The 22379-nt window shown below is 61.2% G+C and carries 20 protein-coding genes and 1 other RNA gene; 11 read left to right on the forward strand and 10 right to left on the reverse strand.

Translation table 11 applies throughout. The features are described from left to right. On the reverse strand, nucleotides 1-1839 hold the full coding sequence (locus M8997_RS02250; protein ID WP_250014368.1) for a M24 family metallopeptidase: 1839 nt from the start codon (nucleotides 1837-1839) through the stop codon (nucleotides 1-3). Between the two features lie 235 nt (nucleotides 1840-2074). Here M8997_RS02250 and M8997_RS22120 point away from each other — a divergent pair, with 235 nt between their 5' ends. Continuing rightward, nucleotides 2075-2206 (forward strand): hypothetical protein, encoded by a 132-nt coding sequence (locus tag M8997_RS22120; protein ID WP_256473138.1) that lies wholly within the window; start codon nucleotides 2075-2077, stop codon nucleotides 2204-2206. 23 nt (nucleotides 2207-2229) lie between these two features. Here the strand turns inward: M8997_RS22120 and M8997_RS02255 are convergent, their stop codons facing one another. Continuing rightward, entirely contained in the window at nucleotides 2230-3111 is an 882-nt protein-coding gene (locus tag M8997_RS02255; RefSeq protein ID WP_250013256.1) for a 50S ribosomal protein L11 methyltransferase, read from the reverse strand. Nucleotides 3112-3214: 103 nt separating this feature from the next. Here M8997_RS02255 and M8997_RS02260 point away from each other — a divergent pair, with 103 nt between their 5' ends. The 3 genes from M8997_RS02260 (at nucleotide 3215) to M8997_RS02270 (ending at nucleotide 5143) form a co-directional block, all read left to right on the forward strand. Beyond that, nucleotides 3215-3853 (forward strand): DapH/DapD/GlmU-related protein, encoded by a 639-nt coding sequence (locus M8997_RS02260; RefSeq protein ID WP_250013257.1) that lies wholly within the window; start codon nucleotides 3215-3217, stop codon nucleotides 3851-3853. A 68-nt stretch (nucleotides 3854-3921) separates the two neighbouring features. Beyond that, nucleotides 3922-4407, forward strand: a complete 486-nt coding sequence (locus M8997_RS02265) for a CreA family protein (protein ID WP_250013259.1) — start codon at nucleotides 3922-3924, stop codon at nucleotides 4405-4407. Between the two features lie 100 nt (nucleotides 4408-4507). Continuing rightward, a complete protein-coding gene (locus M8997_RS02270; protein ID WP_250013261.1) occupies nucleotides 4508-5143 on the forward strand; it encodes an N-acetylmuramoyl-L-alanine amidase in 636 nt (211 codons plus the stop codon). Here the strand turns inward: M8997_RS02270 and M8997_RS02275 are convergent. Further along, nucleotides 5130-7571 carry an ATP-dependent helicase gene (locus M8997_RS02275; RefSeq protein WP_250013263.1) on the reverse strand — a complete coding sequence of 814 codons (2442 nt, stop codon included), beginning with the start codon at nucleotides 7569-7571 and terminating at the stop codon, nucleotides 5130-5132. The genes M8997_RS02270 and M8997_RS02275 overlap by 14 nt on opposite strands. A 236-nt stretch (nucleotides 7572-7807) precedes the next feature. Here M8997_RS02275 and M8997_RS02280 point away from each other — a divergent pair, with 236 nt between their 5' ends. From M8997_RS02280 to M8997_RS02300, 5 genes are all read left to right on the forward strand, one after another. Next, nucleotides 7808-10144, forward strand: coding sequence for a glucose/quinate/shikimate family membrane-bound PQQ-dependent dehydrogenase (locus tag M8997_RS02280; RefSeq protein WP_250013265.1), 2337 nt, complete (start codon nucleotides 7808-7810; stop codon nucleotides 10142-10144). Nucleotides 10145-10272: 128 nt separating this feature from the next. Further along, nucleotides 10273-11217: a hypothetical protein gene (locus M8997_RS02285; protein ID WP_250013267.1), complete on the forward strand. Its 945-nt coding sequence runs from the start codon at nucleotides 10273-10275 to the stop codon at nucleotides 11215-11217. Between the two features lie 8 nt (nucleotides 11218-11225). Then, a complete protein-coding gene (locus M8997_RS02290) occupies nucleotides 11226-11591 on the forward strand; it encodes a DUF2185 domain-containing protein (RefSeq protein ID WP_250013270.1) in 366 nt (121 codons plus the stop codon). Between the two features lie 95 nt (nucleotides 11592-11686). Beyond that, nucleotides 11687-13096, forward strand: coding sequence for an FAD-binding oxidoreductase (locus M8997_RS02295; RefSeq protein WP_250013272.1), 1410 nt, complete (start codon nucleotides 11687-11689; stop codon nucleotides 13094-13096). Between the two features lie 119 nt (nucleotides 13097-13215). Then, nucleotides 13216-16896: an AsmA family protein gene (locus tag M8997_RS02300; RefSeq protein ID WP_371929505.1), complete on the forward strand. Its 3681-nt coding sequence runs from the start codon at nucleotides 13216-13218 to the stop codon at nucleotides 16894-16896. Between the two features lie 4 nt (nucleotides 16897-16900). Here the strand turns inward: M8997_RS02300 and M8997_RS02305 are convergent, their stop codons facing one another. From M8997_RS02305 to M8997_RS02325, 5 genes are all read right to left on the reverse strand, one after another. Further along, nucleotides 16901-17386, reverse strand: a complete 486-nt coding sequence (locus M8997_RS02305; protein WP_250013276.1) for a VOC family protein — start codon at nucleotides 17384-17386, stop codon at nucleotides 16901-16903. 78 nt (nucleotides 17387-17464) lie between these two features. Beyond that, complete coding sequence (locus M8997_RS02310) at nucleotides 17465-17695, reverse strand: ribbon-helix-helix domain-containing protein (protein WP_250013278.1); 231 nt, start codon at nucleotides 17693-17695, stop codon at nucleotides 17465-17467. Further along, the gene (locus M8997_RS02315) at nucleotides 17692-17928 is read right to left on the reverse strand and encodes a DUF4169 family protein (protein ID WP_250013281.1); all 237 of its coding nucleotides are present in this window, start codon (nucleotides 17926-17928) and stop codon (nucleotides 17692-17694) included. Before M8997_RS02315 ends, M8997_RS02310 begins: the two co-directional genes overlap by 4 nt. Nucleotides 17929-17936: 8 nt before the next feature. After that, nucleotides 17937-18515, reverse strand: a complete 579-nt coding sequence (locus tag M8997_RS02320) for an SspB family protein (protein WP_250013284.1) — start codon at nucleotides 18513-18515, stop codon at nucleotides 17937-17939. Between the two features lie 178 nt (nucleotides 18516-18693). Then, the gene (locus tag M8997_RS02325) at nucleotides 18694-19386 is read right to left on the reverse strand and encodes a TetR/AcrR family transcriptional regulator (RefSeq protein ID WP_250013286.1); all 693 of its coding nucleotides are present in this window, start codon (nucleotides 19384-19386) and stop codon (nucleotides 18694-18696) included. 175 nt (nucleotides 19387-19561) lie between these two features. Between M8997_RS02325 and M8997_RS02330 the strand changes: the two genes are divergently transcribed. Beyond that, on the forward strand, nucleotides 19562-20770 hold the full coding sequence (locus M8997_RS02330) for a multidrug effflux MFS transporter (RefSeq protein WP_250013287.1): 1209 nt from the start codon (nucleotides 19562-19564) through the stop codon (nucleotides 20768-20770). A gap of 63 nt (nucleotides 20771-20833) precedes the next feature. On the opposite strand, the gene M8997_RS02335 is transcribed toward M8997_RS02330, so the two are convergent. Continuing rightward, on the reverse strand, nucleotides 20834-21418 hold the full coding sequence (locus tag M8997_RS02335) for an AAA family ATPase (protein ID WP_250013288.1): 585 nt from the start codon (nucleotides 21416-21418) through the stop codon (nucleotides 20834-20836). A 71-nt stretch (nucleotides 21419-21489) separates the two neighbouring features. Then, nucleotides 21490-21847: a transfer-messenger RNA gene (gene ssrA / locus M8997_RS02340) on the reverse strand. A 140-nt stretch (nucleotides 21848-21987) separates the two neighbouring features. Between ssrA and M8997_RS02345 the strand changes: the two genes are divergently transcribed. After that, nucleotides 21988-22299 carry a DUF2853 family protein gene (locus M8997_RS02345; protein WP_250013289.1) on the forward strand — a complete coding sequence of 104 codons (312 nt, stop codon included), beginning with the start codon at nucleotides 21988-21990 and terminating at the stop codon, nucleotides 22297-22299. Nucleotides 22300-22379 lie beyond the last annotated feature (80 nt).

Raw genomic sequence — 22379 nt, forward strand, 5'->3', positions numbered from 1 at the left:
TCAGCCTTCGTGGCCGAAAGGCTCCGTGGCCTCGATCAGCCATTGGCGGTTTTCCTCGTCCGCATGCGGCATCAGCGCCTCGCGCACGCGGGCATGATAGGCGTCGAGCCAGATGAGTTCCTCGCGCACCAGCAGGGACGTGTCGATCAGGCGCTTGTCGATCGGGCAGAGCGTGATCGTCTCGAAACCCATCATCGGCAGGTCGCCGCCTTCCGGAACCTGCGGCTCGGTCACGATCAACAGGTTCTCGGTGCGAATGCCGTAGCCACCGGGCTTGTAGTAGCCCGGCTCGTTGGAAAGGATCATCCCCGGAAGCAGCTCCTGCATGCCGCGCCTGGAAATGCTTTGCGGCCCCTCATGCACCGAAAGGAAGGCGCCGACGCCATGGCCGGTGCCATGTCCATAGTCATATCCCTGTTTCCAGAGCGCGATGCGGGCCAGAACATCGATATCCATGCCTCGCGTCCCCTTCGGGAAGCGCGCCGTGGATATGGCGATCATTCCCTTGAGAACGAGGGTGAACTTGCGCTTCATGTCGTCCGTCGGCGTGCCGATCGGCAGGGTGCGGGTAATGTCCGTCGTTCCATCGCGATACTGGCCGCCGCTGTCGATCAGATAGAGTTCGCCATCACCCAATATCCGGTTGGACTGCGTGTTGACGCGGTAGTGGGCGAAGGCGGCATTCGGCCCGGCGCCCGAGATACTGTCGAAGGAAAGGTTTTCCAGCGGCATCTGGAAGCTCTCGGCATTCCTGGTGCGGATTTCCTCGAGTTTCGTCGCCGCTCCGATTTCGTCGATCGTTCCGGGAGCCTGCGCGTCGATCCATGAGAGGAAGGAAACCATGGCCACGCCGTCGCGCAGATGCGCCTTGCGCGCGCCTTCGAGTTCCGCGCCGTTCTTCGTGGCACGCGGAAGGCGGGCAGGGTCGCTGCCCTCGATGACCATTCCGCCGGCCCTTTCGATGATCAGGCGGAAGTTTTCAGCGGCAAGGGACGGATCGAGGAGGATCGTCCTGCCTCCAGCCGCATAATCGGCAATGTCGCCTTCGAGTGCCGATGGCGCCCGCAGGGCGGTCAATTGCGTCAGATAGGCTTCCGGTTCGATCGGGAGCTTGCGCTTGTCGATGAAGAGCACTGGCTCGCCCTCGGCCGGGATCAGGGCGAATGCCAGGGGAAGCGGCGTATTGCTTACATCATTGCCGCGAATATTGAACGTCCAGGCAATGGATGAAGGATCGGTGATGATCGCCGCGTCTGCCCTGGCTCCCGCGATGATGGCGGCCATGTCGCGCAGCTTCTGGCTGGCCAGCCTGCCGGCATATTTCTCCGGCTGGATGGACACCTGTTCCAGCGGCGGCGCGGGCTGGTCGTCCCATACGAGATCGACGAGATTGTCCTTCACCGGCACCAGCGTGCCGCCATTGGCTTCGAGCGACTCGCGCAATGCCCGGGCCTCGCTGATCGTATGCAGCCATGGGTCGAAACCGATCCTGAGCTTGGTCCCCGACTTGCGGAACCAGCTTGACGGCGGTGTCTCGACGAGGCTTTCAATGGTGAAAACCGTGGGATCCGTCTGTTCGGCGGCCTGCAGGGTGTAGCGGCCGTCGACGAAGAGATAGGCCTGTTTCCTCATGATCAGCGCGACTCCGGCGGAGCCCGTGAACCCGGTCAGCCAGGCAAGCCGCATGGCGCGGGGCGGGACATATTCCCCCTGATGCTCGTCGGCGCGCGGAACGAGAAAACCATCAAGGCCGAGCGCTTCCAGTTCCGCCCGCAACAGGGCAACACGCGGCGCGCCGGTAGCAGGATTGCTTACGACCTCAAACGACTGGAACATGATGGCGGGACCTCTTTGTTGGTGGCCGACCCTAGCTTCCCGCCCCGGCCGACGCAACGGATGAGTGTTGCCGGCAACAGGTTTTTGCCGCCGAAAGGCCGGAAAACCGTGGGGCGAGGGCCGGTTTATATGCAGCTTCGTCATGACTGCCATGCCGCAACGGCAATAGTGGCGCTGCGGCGTGCGGCGTATGATGCTCGCGGGAGGATCGACAGGCCGATATTCGTGGAGATGAAATATGGCGCTCGTGATCCGATACGTTAAGACCGCACTGCAGAACCTCATCGCCTATCGCATGGCTGAAATGGAGCGGCATGCCGTCATTTACGCCGATGGCCGCCGCAAGCAGCAGATCAGCTATTATATCTGACGCCTGACGAGCCCGAGGGCCGCTCAGGCCGCGCTCGCCTTCAGATGCAGCGTGACCCAGCCCTCGCGGTGCAATGTCCGGTGGTGATAGAGGCCTTGCGCCCTGTAGGCGGCGAGGACCTTGTCCCTTTGCGTATCGAGAATGCCGGAGAGTATGAGCGAGCCGCCCCAGGCAAGGTGCTGGCGCATCTGGGGTGCAAGCTGCATCAGGGGCCGGGCCAATATATTGGCGACGATAAGCTCGAAAGGCGCATTGGCGCGGAACGAGGGATGGTGGAAGCCCGTTGCGGTCACCGCCTTCACTCTTGATGCAACGCCATTATTGGCGATGTTCTCCTGCGCCACCACTATGGCGACCGGATCGATATCGGTGGCGAGAACCGGGATCGGCGTCAGCCTGGCTATGCCTATGGCAAGCACGGCGCTGCCGGTGCCGAGGTCCAGCGCGTTGCGGGGATGTTCGCGCCGCACGACATGGCCGATCATTTCGAGGCAGCCGGACGTGGTGCCATGATGGCCCGTGCCGAAGGCCTGGCCGGCGTCGATCTCGATCGCAAGATCGTTGACGCGGCGGCGGTGGCGATCATGCGAGCCATGCACGAAAAAGCGCCCGGCGCGGACGGGCCTGAGGCCTTCCAGCGAATGGGCGACCCAGTCGATATCGGGTAATTGTTCGCGCTGCAGGCCATGCTGGCCCGGCGTGTCGCCCAATATGTCCCGCATGCGCTGTTCTATTTCGTCCGGGTCGAACGAATAGACCGAAACCTCGTATATTTCCCGTTCTTCATCGATTTCGGATGACGAAATCGGCAGGCCTTCATCTTCGAAAGCACTTTCGAGGAGCGAAAAGATGCGTTCCGCTTCCTGCTTTTCCGCAGTGATGTAAACACGGGTCTGGGTTGTCATGATATGTGTCTTCCGGCCGAATTCAGTTCGAGGCTAGCCGTAACAGGATTTTCGCCATAGGCAATGCTTGATGAATCGGCGCATGAATTGCATGGGGATGATGATGAGCGAAGACGAGGATTTACGCTTTCTGGACGAGCAGCCGCGGATCCATTCGACAGCGCAGCTGAAGGGGGTGAAGCTTGGCAAATATGCCGAAATCGGCGAGCGCGTCATCCTCCGCGACGTGAAGATCGGCGATTTCTCCTATATCGAGCGTCAGAGCGAGGGCATCTACACGGATATCGGCAAGTTCTGCTCCATCGCCTCGCAAGTGCGCCTCAATGCCCTCGAACACCCCATGGAGAGGCTGACGACGCACAAGATCAGCTACAGGCCGAATGAATATTTCCGCTACCAGGGCGTGGACGGCGCCTTTCGCGACATGCGCAGCGGCAAGCGCGTGACCATCGGCCATGATGTGTGGGTGGGCCATGGCGCCGTCGTCATGCCGGGCGTCGAGATCGGCCATGGCGCTGTGATCGGTGCGAATGCCGTCGTCACCAGGGATGTCGCGGCCTATTCGATCGTCGCCGGCAGCCCGGCGAAGTTCATCCGCAACAGGTTTCCGCGGCCGGTGGTAGAACGCCTGTTGCGATTGTGCTGGTGGGACTGGCCGCGCGAGATGATCTTCGATGCGATCGGCGATATGCAATCGCTGGAAATAGAGGCGTTTCTCGACAAGTGGGAGCGCACAGGCTGATATTCAGCTTGCAATGCGTGCGCGCAGTATCCACTTGGTTCAAGCATGTCGACAATCGGAGGTCACGGATGAAAAACTGTCTTCTTGCCGCAATGGTTCTGCTCGGCGCGGCTTCGCTGCCGGCGCAGGCGGAAGAGGTGGGGAAGGTCGGGGTCGATTGGCTCGGCAATGATATCGTCATCGATGCGGTCAGCGATCCCAAGGTTCAGGGCGTGACCTGCCATCTGGCGTCCTTCTCGCGCGGCGTCATCGACCGGCTGCAGAAGGGCAATTGGTTCGAGGACCCCTCCAACGCATCCATCGCCTGCCAGCAGACGGGGCCAATCACGGTCGGCGACATCGATCTCGACGAGAATGGCGAACGGGTGTTCTCGGAGCGCACCAGCCTGATCTGGAAGAAGCTCATCATCACCCGCATCTACGACAAGGCCAATGACACGCTGATCTACCTCGCCCATGCCAGCCAGATTCAGGACGGTTCGGCCAAGACGTCCATCTCGACGATTCCGCTTTTCTCCGGCAACGTCACATGGTCCAAGGGCAAGCCCCAATAGGCAATTAACGGTGCCGCTCCCGAAGCGGCATTTTTGCTATTGCCTTATAGGATTATTTTCTTATTATGCGCATGAGTTTTGAGATAAGAGGATTTTAATCATGGCATATTCCATTTCCGATCATTGCCTCATTTCCAGGTCCAAACCCGTCCCTTTCATGCCTTCGCCGAATTCCGGCGGGCGGCTTCGGCCCCGGTTTCTCGTTATCCACTATACCGCGAGCGGTCCGAGGAGCGACGTGGCGTCATATTTCAGGCAGGAGGCGGCGAAGGTGTCGGCACATCTGGTCATCCGCCGCGACGGCACGGTGACGCAATGCGTGCCCTTCGACAAGATCGCCTGGCATGCGGGCCGGAGCCAGTGGCGCGGCAAGAACGGCAGGCGGTATGACGGATTGAATCAGTTTTCTATCGGCCTGGAACTGGAAAACTGGGGAGCGCTGACGCGAACCCGACAGGGATGGACATCATGGTCCGGGGCGGCGGTCGACAGTGGATCGGTGATCGAGGCACGCCATAAATTCGGAGCACAGGATTGCGGATGGGAAACATTCCCGTCGCCGCAGATGGACACCGCCATTGCCGCGGCAAAGGCGATCTGCCTCGCCTATGGCATCGAAGAGATCGTCGGCCATGACGATATTGCGCCCGACCGGAAAATCGATCCCGGTCCGGCCTGGGATATGGAACTGTTCAAGGCAGGCGTGGGGATGGGGACTGAACTCAGACTGGCTTGACGAAGCTGTCCAGCACGCGCTTCTGCCCGGCCTTGTCGAAATCGATCGTCAGCTTGTTGCCTTCGATCGCGGAGACATTGCCATTGCCGAACTTGATGTGGAACACGCGGTCGCCGACATCGAAGGGGGAGGGCGCATCGCTTACCGATTTGGCAACGAGCTCTCCATCGATGGTCTTGGCCTTTACCGAGCCGCGGCCGGCGCCGTGGCCGGAATCGGTTTCGCCATAGCCGATGCGTTCGACGCGGGCACCGGAGCGCGAGCCCCAATTGTTGCGGGTTGCATCGGAGCGATTCTGCTGCGCCCTCTGCCAGCCGGGCGTGGAATAGGTGTTTTCGAACGGGTCCGCCCGGTCGAAGCGGGATTGCCCGTAGCTGCCTCGTCCGCCATAGCCGCCATAGGTATCGCCGCTGGCAACCACTTCCACATGCGCTTCCGGCAATTCCTCAAGGAAGCGGGAAGGTATGGTCGATTGCCACAATCCATGAATGCGGCGGTTGGAGACAAACCAGATATGGAGGTTTTTCTTGGCGCGGGTCACGCCGACATAGGCGAGCCGCCGTTCCTCTTCGAGGCCTGAGCGTCCGCCTTCGTCCAGGGATCGCTGGTGCGGAAACAGGCCCTCTTCCCAGCCAGGGAGGAAGACGGTTTCGAATTCCAGGCCCTTGGCGGAATGCAGGGTCATGATGTTGACCGCATCGAGGTTCTCGTTCTGCTCGGCATCCATGACCAGCGCCACATGTTCGAGGAACGAGCGCAGCGACTCGTATTCTTCCATCGAACGGACGAGTTCCTTCAGGTTCTCGAGCCGCCCCGGCGCTTCCGCCGATCGATCGGCCTGCCACATGGCGGTATAGCCGGATTCGTCCAGTATTCTTTCGGCCAGTTCCGTATGCGGCGTCGAATCGATCAGCGATTGCCAGCGGCGGAAATTCTCAACCACTTCGCGCAGCGCCGAGCGTGGCTTGGGCTTCAGTTCCTCGGTCTGGACAAGATCGGCGGCGGCGTCGAGCATGCTGATGTCGCGCGCGCGGGCATAATCGTGCACCTGCCGGATCGCAGCCTCGCCAAGCCCGCGCTTCGGCGTGTTGATGATGCGTTCGAGCGCCAGATCGTCCGAGCCCTGGGCAACCACGCGCAGATAGGCGAGGGCGTCCCTTATCTCCAGGCGTTCATAGAATCGCGGGCCGCCGACCACGCGGTAATTCAGCCCGAGCGTGACGAACCGATCTTCGAATTCGCGCATCTGGAATGATGCCCGCACGAGGATGGCCATGTTGTTGAGCAAATGACCCTTGCGCTGCGCCTGCTCGATCTCCTCGCCGACGGCGCGGGCCTCCTCCTCGGAATCCCAGGCGGCATGGACGAACACCTTGGCATCGTCGGGATCCGGCGCATCTGTGAACAGCGTCTTGCCGAGGCGTCCCTCATTATGCGAAATCAGGAAGGACGCCGCGCCGAGAATATGGGCGGTCGAACGGTAGTTTCGTTCGAGCCTGATGACCACCGCGCCCGGAAAGTCCTTCTCGAACCGCAGGATATTGTCGACCTCGGCGCCGCGCCAGCCATAGATGGACTGGTCGTCGTCGCCGACGCAGCAGACATTCTTCGATCCCTGCGCAATCAGCCGCAGCCACATATATTGCGCGGTATTGGTGTCCTGGTACTCATCGACGAGGATGTAGCGGAACTTGTTGTGATATTCCTTGAGGATATCGGGATAGGCACGGAACATGCGGATGGGGTGGCACAGAAGATCGCCGAAATCGCAGGCATTGAGCGTTTTCAGGCGGTTCTGGTAGGCAGCGTACAATTCGCGGCCCTTGCCGTTGGCGAAGGCGCGTGCATCGCCTTCCGGTATTTCGGACGGTCCAAGACCCTTGTTCTTCCACCCGTCGATCATCAGGGCGAATTGCTTGGCGGGCCAGCGCTTGTCGTCGAGGCCCTCGGCCTGGATCAGCTGCTTGATCAGCCGCACGACGTCGTCCGTGTCGAGAATGGTGAAATCGGAGCGCAGGCCGACCAGTTCCGCATGCCGGCGCAGCAGCTTCACGCCGATCGAGTGAAAGGTGCCGAGCCATGGCATGCCCTCGACTGCGCCGCCGACAAGAACGCCGATGCGCTCCTTCATCTCGCGCGCGGCCTTGTTGGTGAACGTCACCGCCAGGATCTGGCTTGGCCATGCCTTGCCGAGAGACAGGATATGGGCAATTCGCGACGTCAGCACCCGCGTCTTTCCCGTGCCCGCGCCAGCGAGGACCAGCACCGGACCTTCGGTTGTTTCGACCGCCAGGCGCTGCTCAGGGTTGAGCCCGTTCAGATAGGGCGGGGCGCCCCGCGCCTGCATTGCACGCGCGGCGATGCCCGAAGGCCGGCTGGGCACATCAGGTTCGTCAAAGAACGGCATATCGTCGGCTAATCCGGACATTTGGTCCCAATGTAGTGATTCGGGACCGAAAAACCAGATAAAAACGGATACAAAAAGAGAACGCGGCAGATTGAAGCTATAGGGTGTGCAAAACCCCCAGTTGAATCAAGGGAACCGTGTTGCGTCACGGCGATTATGGGCCTACTCCTTTCGATTAATGGGATATTCGTCCGGCAATTCAGCTGGATACTTCGCTGCCGTCGACCTTGGTTGAGCTTGAAAAAGGACTCTACTCCATGGCTGTAAATCTCACCGCTCTCCTGCTCCTCGTCATTGCTGCGGCCCTCGGCGCCGGCGGTGTCTGGCTCGCCGTCCTCGGCGGCAGCTGGTATTACATCATTGCCGCGATCGCCTTTCTATTGACGGCCATACTGCTTTTCCGCAGGCGCTCGTCGGCGCTGCTGGTCTACGCCCTGCTGGTGATAGGAACGCTGGCCTGGGCGATATGGGAAATCGGGCTCGACTGGTGGCAACTGGCGCCGAGAGGCGGGGTCATCATGCTCATCGGCCTCTGGCTGCTGACGCCGTGGGTGAGGCGCGGGCTGGTGTCCACGGACGGAAGCGTCCGCTCGTCATGGGGCGGCGCGGTGCCGCTCCTGCTCAGCGTCGTCGCGGCGCTCGCCATCGCCGGCTATTCGATGACGCGGGACCCGCTTGCCATCGCCGGGAAGCTGAGCGAAGAAGTGGTGTCCGATTCTGCCGATCTCGGTGGAAATGTTCCGCCCGAGGACTGGCACCAATATGGCCGAACCCCCTATGGCCAGCGCTACTCGCCGCTCAACCAGATCACGGCCGAGAATGTCGGCCAGTTGAAGGTTGCCTGGACCTACCAGACCGGGGACGTGAAGCTGCCGGAGGATGTGGGCGAAACCACCTACCAGGTGACGCCGCTCAAGATTCGCGACACGCTTTTCATCTGCACGCCGCACAATTGGGCGATCGCGCTGGATGCGAAAACGGGCAAGCAGAAGTGGAAATTCGATCCCAATGCCGGGCTCAATCCCGACCGCCAGCATCAGACCTGCCGTGGCGTTTCCTATTATGCGGATCCGGCGATCCAGCCGGGACAACCCTGCGCGGAGCGGGTCTACCTGCCGACATCCGATGCGCGCCTGATCGCGCTGGACGCAGCCAATGGCCAGATCTGCACCAGCTTCGCCGATGGCGGCACCCTGCATCTGGAACAGGGCATGCCCTACAATCCGGCCGGCTACTATTATTCGACATCGCCGCCAGTGGTCGCGGCCGGGAAGATCATCGTCGGCGGCGCGGTCAACGACAATTATTCGACGCAGGAGCAGTCCGGCGTCATCCGCGCTTTCGACATCAATACGGGCGCCCTCGTCTGGAACTGGGACTCGGGCAATCCGGATGTGACGACGCCATTGCCGGAGGGGCAGAAATACACGCATAATTCGCCGAACAGCTGGTCCGTCTCCAGCGCCGACGAGAAGCTCGGCCTGCTCTATGTGCCGCTCGGCAACCAGACTCCGGACCAGCTGGGCGCCGGGCGCACCGAGCATGTGGAGAAATATTCGTCGTCCATCGTCGCCCTCGATCTCAATACGGGACAGGTCCGCTGGGTACGCCAGACGGTCCACCACGACCTCTGGGACATGGACGTTCCCTCGCAGCCGACGCTGGTCGACATCAACACGGCGAGCGGCACCGTGCCGGGGCTGGTCGGGCCCACCAAGCAGGGCGACATCTATGTGCTCGACCGGCGGACGGGCGAGCCGATCCTGCCCGTCAAGGAAGTGCCTGCGCCCACCGGCGCCATCGAGGGCGATTTCACCGCTCCGACACAGCCGGTATCGGACCTAACTTTCATGCCGCCGCCGCTGACCGGCAAGGACATGTGGGGCGTCTCCATGTTCGACCAGATGGTCTGCCGCATCCAGTTCCTGCAACTGCGCTATGAGGGCCGGTACACGCCGCCATCGCTGCAGGGCACGCTGGTCTATCCGGGCAATTTCGGCGTCTTCAACTGGGGCGGCGTCGCGGTCGATCCAGTGCGCCAGGTCATGTTCGGCATGCCGACCTATCTGGCATTCACGTCGAAGCTCGTTCCCCGTGCCGACGTTCCGCCGCCGGGCCAGGGCACCAAGGGCAGCGAGCAGGGCCTGAACCGCAACGAGGGCGCTCCCTACGCAGTCATCATGGGGCCGTTCGTCTCGCCGCTCGGCCTGCCGTGCCAGGCGCCGCCATGGGGCTATGTTGCGGGCGCCGACCTCAGGACAGGCAAGATCGCCTGGAAACACCGCAATGGCACGGTGCGCGATTCCTCGCCTCTGCCCCTGCCGTTCAAGGTGGGCGTGCCCGGCATCGGCGGACCCATCGTCACGGCGGGCGGCGTCGCGTTCCTCGGGGCGGCCGTGGATAATTTCTTCCGCGCCTATGATGTGACCGACGGACGCCAGCTGTGGGAAGCACGCCTGCCGGCGGGCGGGCAATCCACGCCGATGACCTATTCGCTCGACGACAAGCAATATGTGGTCATCGTGGCGGGCGGCCATGGATCGGTGGGCACCAAGCCGGGCGATTACGTCATCGCCTATACCTTGCCGGACTGATCCACGACGCCAACGGTTCCTCGGCCTTGCGGGCGGCTGCAACAGCCAGCCGTCCGCGCCGCAACCAATCGCTTGCCGGATCGTTTTCGGGACACTACTTGTGGGCTGAAACACAGGATTTATCCCGAATGCGAATTTTGTTCCTGGCCTTTTTCCTGCTGGTGGCCGCAGTCAATCCTCTCATTGCCCAGGAAGCGCGCTTTCCCGAAGGAGCCAGCGTCGGCCTGGTGCCGCCGGCGGGGCTGGTCCCTTCGGCTCGGTTCAGCGGTTTCGAGGATGCGGCAAAGGGCACCTCGGTCGTCGTCACCGAACTGCCGGTCGAGGCCTATGCGAGCATTGCGGCCAAGTTCAACAAGGAAGGGCTTGAGGCTACCGGCATCGCGATCACCAGCGGGCCGGAGGACTGGCCGGTAGAGGGGGCTGTCGTTTCCAAGATCGTTCGCGGCAGCCAGGTCGCAGCCGGAGTCCGCTACAGGAAATGGGTCGTGCTCATCGGAGCGGAGAAGCTGACCGCGATGGTGACCGTCCAGATACCGGAAGGCGTGCAGGGCGGACTGTCCGACGAGGATGTCGACAAGACGTTGCGCAGCATCCGATTGCGCGCGCCGGTCACCCTGAACGATCAGATCGCGACGCTGCCCTTCAAGGTCGCCGACCAGGCGGGTTTCCGTCCTGTCCGCGTCATTGCGGGAGCGACGCTGCTTCTCACCGAAGGTCCGAACGATGTCGCGGCCAATTCGCTGCAGCCGGTGATCATCATCGCGTCCAGTCTCAGCAGCGCACCTGCCGCCGCGACCCGAATGGAATTTGCGAAACAGGCTTTCCTTTCGCTCACCGGCATAAAGGACGTGCAATCCGACAATGAAACGAGTTCCCAGGCTGGCGAGGCCGAGTGGATCGAGATCGATGGCAAGGCGACCGATTCGGTGAGCGGCGACGCTCTCTACGTCGCGCAGGTCGCTCGTTTCGAAGCTGAACGCTATGTGCGGGCGATCCTGATCGTGAGGGAAAGCGAGAAGGACAAATATGCCTCCCGTTTCCGGACGCTAGCCAAGTCCATGACGATCAACTAAAATTGGCCATGGAGAAAAGTTACCGACTCACCAAGTCCGAAATTCGGCCATTGATCCGGAACTATGGCGGCTGCATCGCCACCGACACGATCACGATCGACGGCTACCCGGTACGGTTCATGTACCGCGAATATCCGGACAATGAGCAGGATAGCGGCTGGCGCTTTCTTTCCGGATTCGAGAGCGACGACTACATGGAAGACCCTGCCAATAGCGGGATATTCGACGTCAATACCATCGCCAACTACGATCCCAGCATCATACCCCTGCTGGATTCGCCCTTCGGCAGCGTCTTCGAGAAGACGGGCGAACAGGAGCGCTTCGTCGCGGTCACGGACTGGCATCCGGACGAAGATGAGGATGACGACGCCTGAGGCCGGCTCACACTGAGTTACAACTGGACAAGTTGTGTGCATTCCTCGAAAATGCGCCCCTGTAAAAACATATCTCGTTGAATTCGGAGACCGGAATGGCATTGGCAGACGCAGGTGCATTGCTGCGCAACGAAAACGGCATCGCGACCGTTGTTTCGATACTGAAGAAACGCTTTGGAGACAGTGCGCAAGGCGGCCAGGCAATTCGTCAGCAGCACGCCCATACGACCAGCTATGTGCCCAATCAGGCGCCAGACCTCGTGGTTTTCGCGCAATCGGCCGAGGATGTGCAGGAAGTCGTCCGGCTTTGTGGCGAATGGCAGGTTCCGGTCATCGCATTCGGAACGGGTACGTCGCTCGAAGGGCAGGTCAATGCACCCGCCGGCGGCATCTGCATCGACATGTCCCGCATGAACCGGATTCTCAAGGTGCATGCCGAGGATCTGAACGTGGTCGTCGAGCCCGGCGTGACCCGCAAGGAGCTCAATGAATATCTGCGCGATACGGGGCTCTTCTTCCCGATCGACCCCGGTGCCAATGCGAGCCTTGGCGGCATGGCGGCGACGCGCGCCTCCGGCACCAATGCGGTTCGCTACGGCACCATGCGCGAGAACGTGCTGGCGCTGAAGGCGGTCATGCCGGACGGGCGGCTGATCACCACGTCGAAACGCGTGAAGAAGACCTCGGCGGGCTATGATCTGACCCGCTTGCTCGTCGGCTCCGAGGGGACACTCGGCATCATCACGGAGCTCACCTTGAAGCTCTATGGCATTCCCCAGGCGATTTCCGGCGGGATATGCCCGTTCCCGAACCTTGAAAGCGCGTGCAACACCGTTATCGAGACCATCCAGATGGGTATTCCGGTAGCGCGCATCGAACTCGTCAACGAACTCGAAATGAAGGCGATGATCGCCTATTCGAAGCTGGACTACGCGCCGGCGCCCTATCTCTTCCTCGAATTCCATGGCAGCGATACCAGCGTCGCCGAACAGGCGGAGATGTTCGGCGAGATCGCGGCTGCCAATGGCGGCGGCGAGTTCCGGTGGACGGCGAATGCCGAGGAGCGCGAGAAACTCTGGTCTGCGCGGCACAATTCCTATTTTGCCTGCATGACGCTTGCCCCGGGCAAGCAATCGCTGTCGACGGATGTCTGCGTGCCGATTTCGCGCCTTGCCGAATGTATCGTGGAGACGGAAAAGGACATCGAGAGCAGCGGCCTGATCGCGCCGATCGTCGGGCATGCGGGGGATGGAAACTTCCATGTCCTGGTGCTTTTCGACGAGAACAACCCGCGGGAGATCGAGAATGTCGAGGCCTTCGTCGAGCGGCTCAACCTGCGGGCCATCGCGATGGACGGCACCTGCACGGGCGAGCATGGCATCGGACAGGGCAAGATCAAGTTCCTGCGCGCCGAGCTTGGCGGGGCGGTGGATGTGATGGAAACGATCAAGCGGGCGATCGATCCGGGCAATATCATGAATCCGGGCAAGATCTTACGGCTATAGGTTCAGAATTTGAATCGGCTTGCTGATGCAAATTGTTGCCACCTGCTCATGCGAGCATTGTGGCTGCATGATCAGGCTGGAATAATCGGAGTGAGACACTGGCGCGTCTGTTTGTATTCATCGGTGGGCTACTGGTAGTTCTGCTGACGGCGGCGTTGGTGGTGCCCTATTTCGTCGATTGGGCGGGTTATCGCTCTGCCTTCGAGCGCGAAGCGTCGGCGCTGCTGGGGCGGCCTGTCACAGTGGCCGGCACGGCCAATGCGCGGCTTTTGCCGTTCCCGTCGGTGACATTTTCGGATGTGCGGGTAGGCGAGCCGGGAAGCGAGCCGCTGATGACCATCGAGAAGTTCTCGATGGATGCGGAACTCGCGCCCTTCCTGCGCGGCGAAGTGCTGATCTTCGACATGCGGGTCGAAAAGCCCTCGGCGGTGGTGCGCATCGACGAAGAGGGCCGGTTCGACTGGACGATCCGGCCGAGCAGCCCATTCGGCTCCGCGCAGGTCAAGCTGGAAAACATGCGCATCACCGACGGCGCCGTCATCATCCGCGACCAGTCGACATCGACCACGCGCACGATCAGCAATGTCGATGCGACGTTGTCGGCCACCGATCTTTCCGGGCCATGGAAGTTCGGCGGAACGCTGTTCTTCAACGGCCGAAAACTGTCCATGACCGCCTCGACCGGGCAGGCGAAGCCCGATGGAAGCATGCAGTTGCGCACGCGCGTGGTCCCCGACGACATGCCGGTTACGGTCGAGACCGACGGGCAATTGGTGCTGGAGAACCAGGGCCTCAAATACGGGGGGACGATCAATCTCCGTTCGGCGGATGCCGCGCCGACGCCCGCTGCCGCGACGGCGCCCGCTGCCGTAACGAGCCGCACGCCGGCAGAGCCGCCGCTGCTCGCCAGCGTGCGCGTCAATGGCCGGTTCGAAGCCGATCATGCGAAGATCAGCATACCGGAATTCCAGATGGAGCAGGGGAAGGCGGATGATCCCTACCGGATCACCGGCAACGCCTTGTTCGACTATGGCCGGGATCCCCGTTTCGAAATCAAGGCCGACGGTCAACAGGTGACGTTCGGCAATGGCACGGAAGAGAACACGACGCCTCGCCCGCAAGTATTGAGCGAAAGGCTCAGTGTTTTCCGGCGTCTCATGGACCAGCTGCCCGTTCCGACCGTGCCCGGAAAGATCGATCTCAATCTGCCGGCCATCGTTGCGGGCGATACCACCATCCGGTCCGTCACGGTCGACGCTGCGCCCTCCGGCGGCAATTGGCTGATCAACCAGCTTCGGGCCGAACTGCCGGGAAGAACGCAGTTCGAGGCCAAGGGAACGCTGCAGGTCGGGCAGAATTTCGGCTTTGACGGCGATCTTCTGATCGCGTCGCGGCAGCCTTCCGGCCTTGCGGCGTGGCTGACCGATTCGGTGGACGAGGCCATAAGGCGGCTTGCGGGGGCCGGTCTTTCCGGCAAGGTCAGCCTGCATGAGGACCTGCAAAAGGTCGACAATCTGGAAGTGGCGCTCGGCGGGGCCTCGCTCAAGGGTTCGCTCGTTCGCAGCGCCAAGGGCGCATCCATGCCGCTTACCCAGCTCAAGCTGGAGGGTGGCGCGCTTGATGCGGATGCACTGCGCGCGTTTTCATCATTGTTTGGCAGCGGCGACCGGCCGCAACTTCAGGGCCAGGATCTGGACGTCTCGCTCAAGATCGGACCGGTCGCGGCTGAAGGGCTCAAGGCGGAAAGTCTGGATACGGCGTTCAGGGTGCGTGAGGGCGCATTCGACATCGATCGCCTGACGATCAGCAATGTCGCCGGAGCGACGATCACGGCGACGGGCAGGGTGGAGCCGTTCAAGGCGGAGCCATCCGGTTCGATCGACGCCACCATACTTTCGGATGATCTTGCTCCGCTGCTATCGACGCTTGGGCAGCGATTTCCATCCTTTCCATTCCTGCAGACGCTGAACCGGCATTCGGCCCGGTTTCCGGGGCTGTTCAGCGATACGCAACTCAGCCTGCTCGCCAATACGCTGAAAGGCGACAGCGGCAGGGAAGAGTTTTCCTTCAGCGCCGCCGGAAACTCCGGCGGAATGACGCTCAATTTCTCAGGCACGGCTGCAACGGCCGCCAATCAGCCGCGCACGCTCGAACTGACGATGAACGGACGGTCGGGCCAGGCTGAAAACCTGATGGCGCTGCTCGGCCTGCCGGCGCTTCCACTTGGACTTGCGGGAGAGCTCGAGGCCGATCTTGCGCTGAAAGGCGATGAGAAAAGCGGGCTGCAGACGCAGGTCTCGTTGAAAGGGCCGGGTGGCCGCGCGCTGGTCGATGGCAGTTTCAGGCAGACGGGAGACGCCATGAGCGGCGAGGGGCGCGCATCGGTCAAGGTCGACGACATCGATCCGTATCTCGCGACCACGGGCTACTCACTGCCGGGATTCGGCAATGGCACGCCTGTCGATCTTGCCAGCAGCTTCCAGCTCGCCAATGGCAAGCTGACGCTTCCGGATCTGAGCGGCCAGGTCAATGACGGAAAGGTGACGGCGCGGCTCTCCGCGTCGATAGACCAGGGCGTCCCCAATATCGAAGGCAGCGCCAAGCTGGCGACGCTGGATCTTGATTCCATGGCGCAATTCATCCTTGGCATCGGCACGACAGCCGGTGGCAGCGAAGAGGAATGGCCGCGCCAGGCATTTGCTGCCGGGGCGCTCTTTCCCGCCAATCTCAATGTTGCGCTGGCCATTGACGAGGCGGATGCGGGCGCATTGGGGCCGATCAGGAATTTCGCTGCGACCGCGTTCGTCAAGGATGGATCGCTGCGTTTCGAGAATACCAATGGCGAGCTGTTCGGCGGCAAGCTGACGGGGATGTTCGAACTGCGCAACACGAGCGGCACAGGGCTCGCGACGGCGCAGTTCACGCTCGATCAGGCGGCGCTCGATCATCTCTATCGACGCAATAACCCGCCGGTGAAGGGCCAGGCGCGGCTTTCGGCCTCGATAAATGCTACCGGCCAGACGCTTGCCGAGCTCATGGGCTCGGTTGCCGGGTCGGGCGCGGTGACAATCAACGATCTTACGATCAACGCGATCAATCCGGCCGCTTTGCAACCGATCCTTGCCGATATTGACGGCATCGAGGGGCCGGTGACGCCGGATGCGGTCGAAGCGACGATCAACAAGCATCTGCATGCAGGCGTACTCACGGTTCCCCAGACGGAGATAGCCTATACGATCGCCGGCGGCATCGCCCGGACCTCGAGCTTTCAGCTGAAGGGCGATGGCGCCAGCCTGACCGGTGATCTGCGGGTCAATCTCGACGACATGTCGGTGGCTTCGAAGGGCAAGATCAGTTTCGATCCCGGCAAGTCCGTCGTGGTGGGTGCCGATCCCGAAGTGGAATTTGCGCTGCTCGGGCCCTGGGGCGATGCGGCGGCAAACCTGAACCGCCAGCCGCTCGAGCAATTCCTGACGCAGCGGGCGCTTGAGCGCGAACAGCAGCGGGTAGAGACGCTCCAGGCTTCGCTGATGGAGAAGCAGCGCCTGCGGCGGGAAGTGCAATTGTTCCAGTTCCGCGCCGACGAACGGGTGCGGCTGGCAGAGGAGGCTCGCCTGAAAGTCGAGCGCGAAGCGGCCGAGCGGAAGGAAGCGGAGCGGAAAGCGGCCGAAGAAGCCGCTCGCCGGGCGCAGCAGCAGTCAAATCCGGCGGCGCCAGCGCAAGGCGAGCGCTCCACCGGCGGGGCCATCGACCAGCGCTCGGTGGAGGAGTTCCTGAAGTCGCTCGAGCCGGCGCCCTGATCGATCAGCGACCCGCATAGGCGGCTTCGAGCTTGGCCAGGTCCAGCTTTCTCATATCCATGACGGCATCCATCACGCGCTCCACCTTCTCCTGATCGGCATCCCGCAGCATATCCATCAGCCCGGACGGAACGATCTGCCATGAAAGCCCGTATTTGTCCTTGAGCCAGCCGCAAGGGCCGACCTCACCGCCATCTGCGGTCAGTTTCTGCGTCAGTTCATCGACCTCCCGCTGGTCCTTGCAATCGATCGTCAACGAGATCGCCTCGGTGAAGCGGAATTCCGAACCGCCATTGAGGGCGATGAATTCCTGCCCCGCCATCCGGAACTTGGCTGTCAGGAGCGACAGTTCCGGTGCATTGGCGCCACGCTTCCAATAGGTGCTGCTGATGATCTCGCCGTCCTTGAAGACGGAAAAATAGAACGCCATGGCTTCATCGGCGTTTCCGCTGAACCAGAGGCAGGGCGTAATCTTCTGATTGGCTGGCATGCTCGCTTCCTTTCGATATGAATGGCGATATCGATTGAAAGACGAAGCGTCGGGTGCCGCTCCTACACCGGTGCCGAACTATTTTTCGGCGCGCGGCCCGTTCATCACCCATTCGAGCGCGTGGATGCGCAGGGCCGAGGAAAGATTGGACGAAGGGCTGCGTTCCGCATCGACCTCGGCAATGATCTGCGCCAGCGTCGCCTGGCGCTGACGGGCAATGGCGATGATGATGTCGTAGAAGGGGTCTTCAAGGGAAAAGCTGGTGCGGTGGCCGTTGATCGTCACCGACCGCTTGCGGACGTCACTCACGCATCGTCCTTGTCGGCGTCCCTGCCAGCGTCCTTGTCGGCGTCCTTGCCGGCATCGGGCCGCTCGCGGCGGCTGTCGTCGAGAAACTTCTCGTCCTTTTGCGCCAAGGTCGCCCGCAGGCGCTTCTCCGCCTTGGTCTGGCCGAAGACGACGCGGTTTTCCGCTGCCGCCTGCTCCCTGGCCGCCTTCTCGCGGCGCTTCCTGGCCTGCCGGAGATTGACGATCTCAGCCATGCGCCAGCCTATTTTTTCTTGCGGAACGAGTCGAGCGAGACCACGGAAGCCGATGATTTCGATTCACTTTCTTCGCCCGGCTCCTGCTTTTCGGTAGCCTTTGCGGGCTTCTTGCCAGTTTTGGCGGCCGGCTTCGGCTTGGCGCTCGCGGAGGGCAGCTTTGTCCCCTCCGGCGTCTCTACCGGTCCAATGCTCGTGATGCCCTGGTCATTATCGCCCACGGTCTCCTGAATCTCGACGTCGAATTCGAGCTCGAAATTGACGGAGGGATCGTAGAAGCCGCGAATCGCCGAAAACGGCACGACCAGCCGTTCCGGTACGTCGCCGAAGGACAGACCGACCTCGAACTGCGTCTCCGTGACCTGCATGTCCCAGAACTGGTGCTGAAGCACGATCGTCATCTGCTCGGGATATTTCTCATGCAGGCGCGAGGAGATGCGCACGCCCGGCGCGCTGGTGAGGAACGTGACAAAGAAATGATGATTGCCCGGCAATCCCGCCTTGGCGACTTCGCCGAGCACCTTGCGGATCACGCCCCGCAGTGCTTCCTGGGCAAGTATATCGTATCGGATCAAATCTTGTGGCATGCGCTCTTATCCCATGGATTCACCCCCGCATGTCAAGCGGGCCGGCAACCGTATTTCGCTATTATGGCGCATGGCTAACGCAATTGCGACCGATTGTCAGCCACTGGTCCCGTTTTTGCCGGACCGTTTGCTGCCGAAAACCGGAAAATGCTGCGACTTCAAGCCACTGGGCGTGTTTTCAGGCCGGCTCCTGCACGGCGGTTTCCTGGGGGGAGCGGACGGATGAATAGGCTTTGAGGAAGGTACGGGCGGCATTGCGCGCGGCCGTTGCGAGTTCCTCCTCCGTCGGCTTGCCGCCAAAGAGCGTCGCCATTTGCAGGTCGGCATTGACCAGAGCGAGGAATTGCCGTGCCGCCAGGTCGAAATCGTCGATCTCCAGCAGGCCCTGGCGCGTGAGCCGGGCGAATATCATGCCGAGCGCCGTCGCGATCTTGGCCGGTCCCTGTCTCCGCCACGCCTCGAAGAGATGCGGATAGTGCTCGCCTTCCGACAGGACGAGCTTGCGGAGAAACTTGCCATCCTGATTGCACAAACAATTTGCGCTCAACCTTACCGCGAAGTCCGCCAGTTCGTCCTCGAGCCGGTCGGGCTTGTCGGGGAAACTCGACAGGGTCGAGAACAGCATGGCATTGGCACGGTCCATCACATCTTCGACGACGGCCGTGAACAATATTTCCTTTTCGCGGTAGTGGTTGTATATAGTCTGCCGAGACACGCAGGCTTCCATGGCAATCTCGTCGATACTCGCTCCCGCGAAGCCCTTTCGGCAAAAAACGGCGGCGGCGGCATCCAGAATCGATAAACGTTTCGCACAGTGACCACGCTGCGTGTGGGTGATCGTTCTCGGTGGCGATACTGAATTATCTGTCATGAGAGCAGGATATGATGTCTTGACGTCTTAGACAATAGTGTCTAGTTTTACATCACTGTCCAAGTTAATGGACAGGCCTCTTTCGCTGTCGGCACCGTCCTCCCAAGCTTTCGCCGGCAGCCCAAACTTAAAATTCGGCAGTTCTGAACTTCGAGATTCGTGAAAGAGCATCGCTATGAGTCCGTCCTTTCTGCGCTATGCGATAATTCTCGGATTGCTGTCGGCGATCGGACCTTTCGCGATCGACATGTATCTCCCGGCATTGCCGTTCATCGGCCAGGACCTGATGGCGGACGAGGGCGCGGTGCAGATGAGCCTGCTCGCCTTCTTCCTGTCCTTCGCGCTGTTCCAGATCGTCTATGGACCGCTTTCGGATATGTGGGGGCGCAAGCTTCCGCTCTATCTCGGCATCGGATTGTTCACCGTGGCCAGCATCGGTTGCGCCCTTGCCACCAGTGTCGAGATGCTCATCGCCTTCCGGTTCCTGCAAGGCATCGGCGGTGCTGCGGGCATGGTCATTCCGCGCGCCGTCGTCCGCGACATGCACACCGGCGTGCAGGCTGCCCGCCTGATGTCGCTGCTGATGCTGGTTTTCAGCATCTCGCCGATTCTCGCGCCCCTGACCGGCAGCGGCGTCATTCATTTCTTCGGCTGGCGCGGTGTGTTCTGGGCGGTGATGATCGCAGCCCTGATCGGACTGATCCTGCTTGCGACCCAGCTTGAGGAAACCCGCCCGAAACAGGCGCGGACCGAAAGCAGCCTCGGCAGCGCCCTGTCGGCATATGCACTCCTGCTGCGCGACCGGAACTTCCTCACGCTCACCTTTATCGGCGGATTCGGAATTTCGAGCTTCCTCGTCTATCTCGCCAATTCCCCCTTCGTCCTCATCGACCATTACGGCCTGACCCCGACGCAATATAGTTTCGCCTTTTCCATCAATGCCGTCTCGTTCTTTGCCGTATCGCAAATGACCGGATGGCTCGGCAGCCGCTACGGCCTGCTGCGCGTGATGCGGATGGCGGTTGCCGGCTTTGGCCTGTCCATGGCTGCCATGGTTCTGGTGATGAGCACGGGCTTCCCGCAGCTATGGGTCATGGCGGCGTTCCTCTTCGTCGGTTACGGCTGCCTCGGCCTTGTCATTCCGACGACAGGCGTCCTGGCGCTCGAGGATCATGGCGAGATTGCCGGATCGGCCTCCGCCCTGATGGGAACGCTGCAATTCGTCGTTTCCATCGTGGCGATGGTCATTGCATCGCTGTTTTTTAACGGTACGCCGCTACCAATGATCATGGGCATAGCCCTGTGTGCGGTCATTGCGTTCGCGATCACCCATCTGGCGGTTGGCCGCCACGGCGAGGCAGCAGTGAGTGCGCCCGCTGAATAGAGAAATCTGATCCTCCAGTCAGATGAAGGCGGAAGGCCCGGAGCTTGCTCCGGGTCTTCTGTTTCAAGCGCCTTGTTTCAGGATGAAGTCCGCGCGCTCTTCCACCGGCAGCCGCGGCACCTCGACCAGATCATAGCCGCAATCGCGGTAGGCGCGCAGCATTGCCTCATAGGTGCGTTCCGCGTCGGCAAAATCCTGTTTGCGCTCCGTATCCTGGCCGAATATCTCCTTCCACGGCGGAAGAATGAACACGGTCCGGTGATACCGATAGAGTTCCGCCGCCCGTCTCACATGAGCGGGGACCGCGATTCCGACAAGGCCGAGATAGCCGATGACATCGGGAACGCCGCGGTCGAAGTAGATGCGCTGCGGACTTTCCGGCGCAGTGGCATGCGAGCGCAACTCCCATGCGAGCATCAGCTCGGCAAACAGCAGCGGATCGTTCCAGGGCAGGGCGGGGCCGCCTATGGCCTGGTGGTACTGGATGATGGCGCGGCCGGCTTCGCTGCTTGTCGCATGGCCCTTGTGCGCAAGCTCGCCGAGCAATGTCGTTTTGCCCGATCCCGGGCCGCCGGTGAGAATGGTGAAACGTTGATGATTCTGCACGGATGTCTCCTTATGGAAGGCCGAGCCACAGCCTTGCGGCATGGCACGAATGTCGGCGCAGCGCCGACAGACTGATCGATGAAAATCTGGAGATGGGAAAAGCAAAGGGGGAAAGTGAAGGCTTCTGTTGCCAGGTGCCTCCGAACCCCGCCTAGAAGTGCGAACCACTAGGACTTGATTTGAAGCTATCGCACCGCATTAAGCGGCGAGACGTGCTTCCGCATAGTTGTCGTTTGCAACTACTGAGTTAGCCCGATAACGGTGGTACAATGCCGGGCAAAAGTTCGATCTTTACACCCTTGTCGATCCTATTTCGCCCCCGCCAAAACGCAGCTCCGAGTGCTGGATTTTGGTGGAGGCGCCGGGTACCGCCCCCGGGTCCAATGGGCTTATTGCATCGTCCGTTTATCGCCATAGCCGACCGAAGCCGGCACGACCTATATAGGGACTATCGCGCTGAATTAAAAGAGTGCATTGACTTGGGCATGCGGCTGAGGAATGTTTCACTCTGTATCAGCGGTGTCGAACGGAGCTTGTGAGCTTTGGACGGTGTCCGCATTGTCAGGGAGGCGGCAACCTCTAGTTGCGCCTAACAATCAGGGGATGATTCCATGAGTGACTATCTTACCGATGTTCGCCGCTATGATGCCGCGGCCGATGAAGCAACGGTCGAAAAAATCGTCAAGCACCTCGGTATCGCGCTGCGCAACCGTGATTCGTCGCTTGTATCCTGTTCGGATCCTGACGAGCTTAAGCGCGTGCGTACAAACTGGGTGGAAAAGAAGCTCGGATTGACCGATGAGACCAAGGCGGATGCAGCAATCCAGTCCGTATGCGAAACGCTGAAGGATGATCGCAGCAAGAGCCGCGTGACGTTCTATTACCTGACGGCGAAGGCGCTCGGCGCGCTTGGCAGCATCTAAGGCCGATTCGGTAACGGTGCTTTGCGGGCCCCGGTCTCGACCGGGGCTTTCGTTTGTCCGGGTTTGATCGGTGAGGATCT

This window comes from Phyllobacterium sp. 21LDTY02-6 (genome assembly GCF_023554255.2).
Lineage (GTDB): Bacteria > Pseudomonadota > Alphaproteobacteria > Rhizobiales > Rhizobiaceae > Phyllobacterium.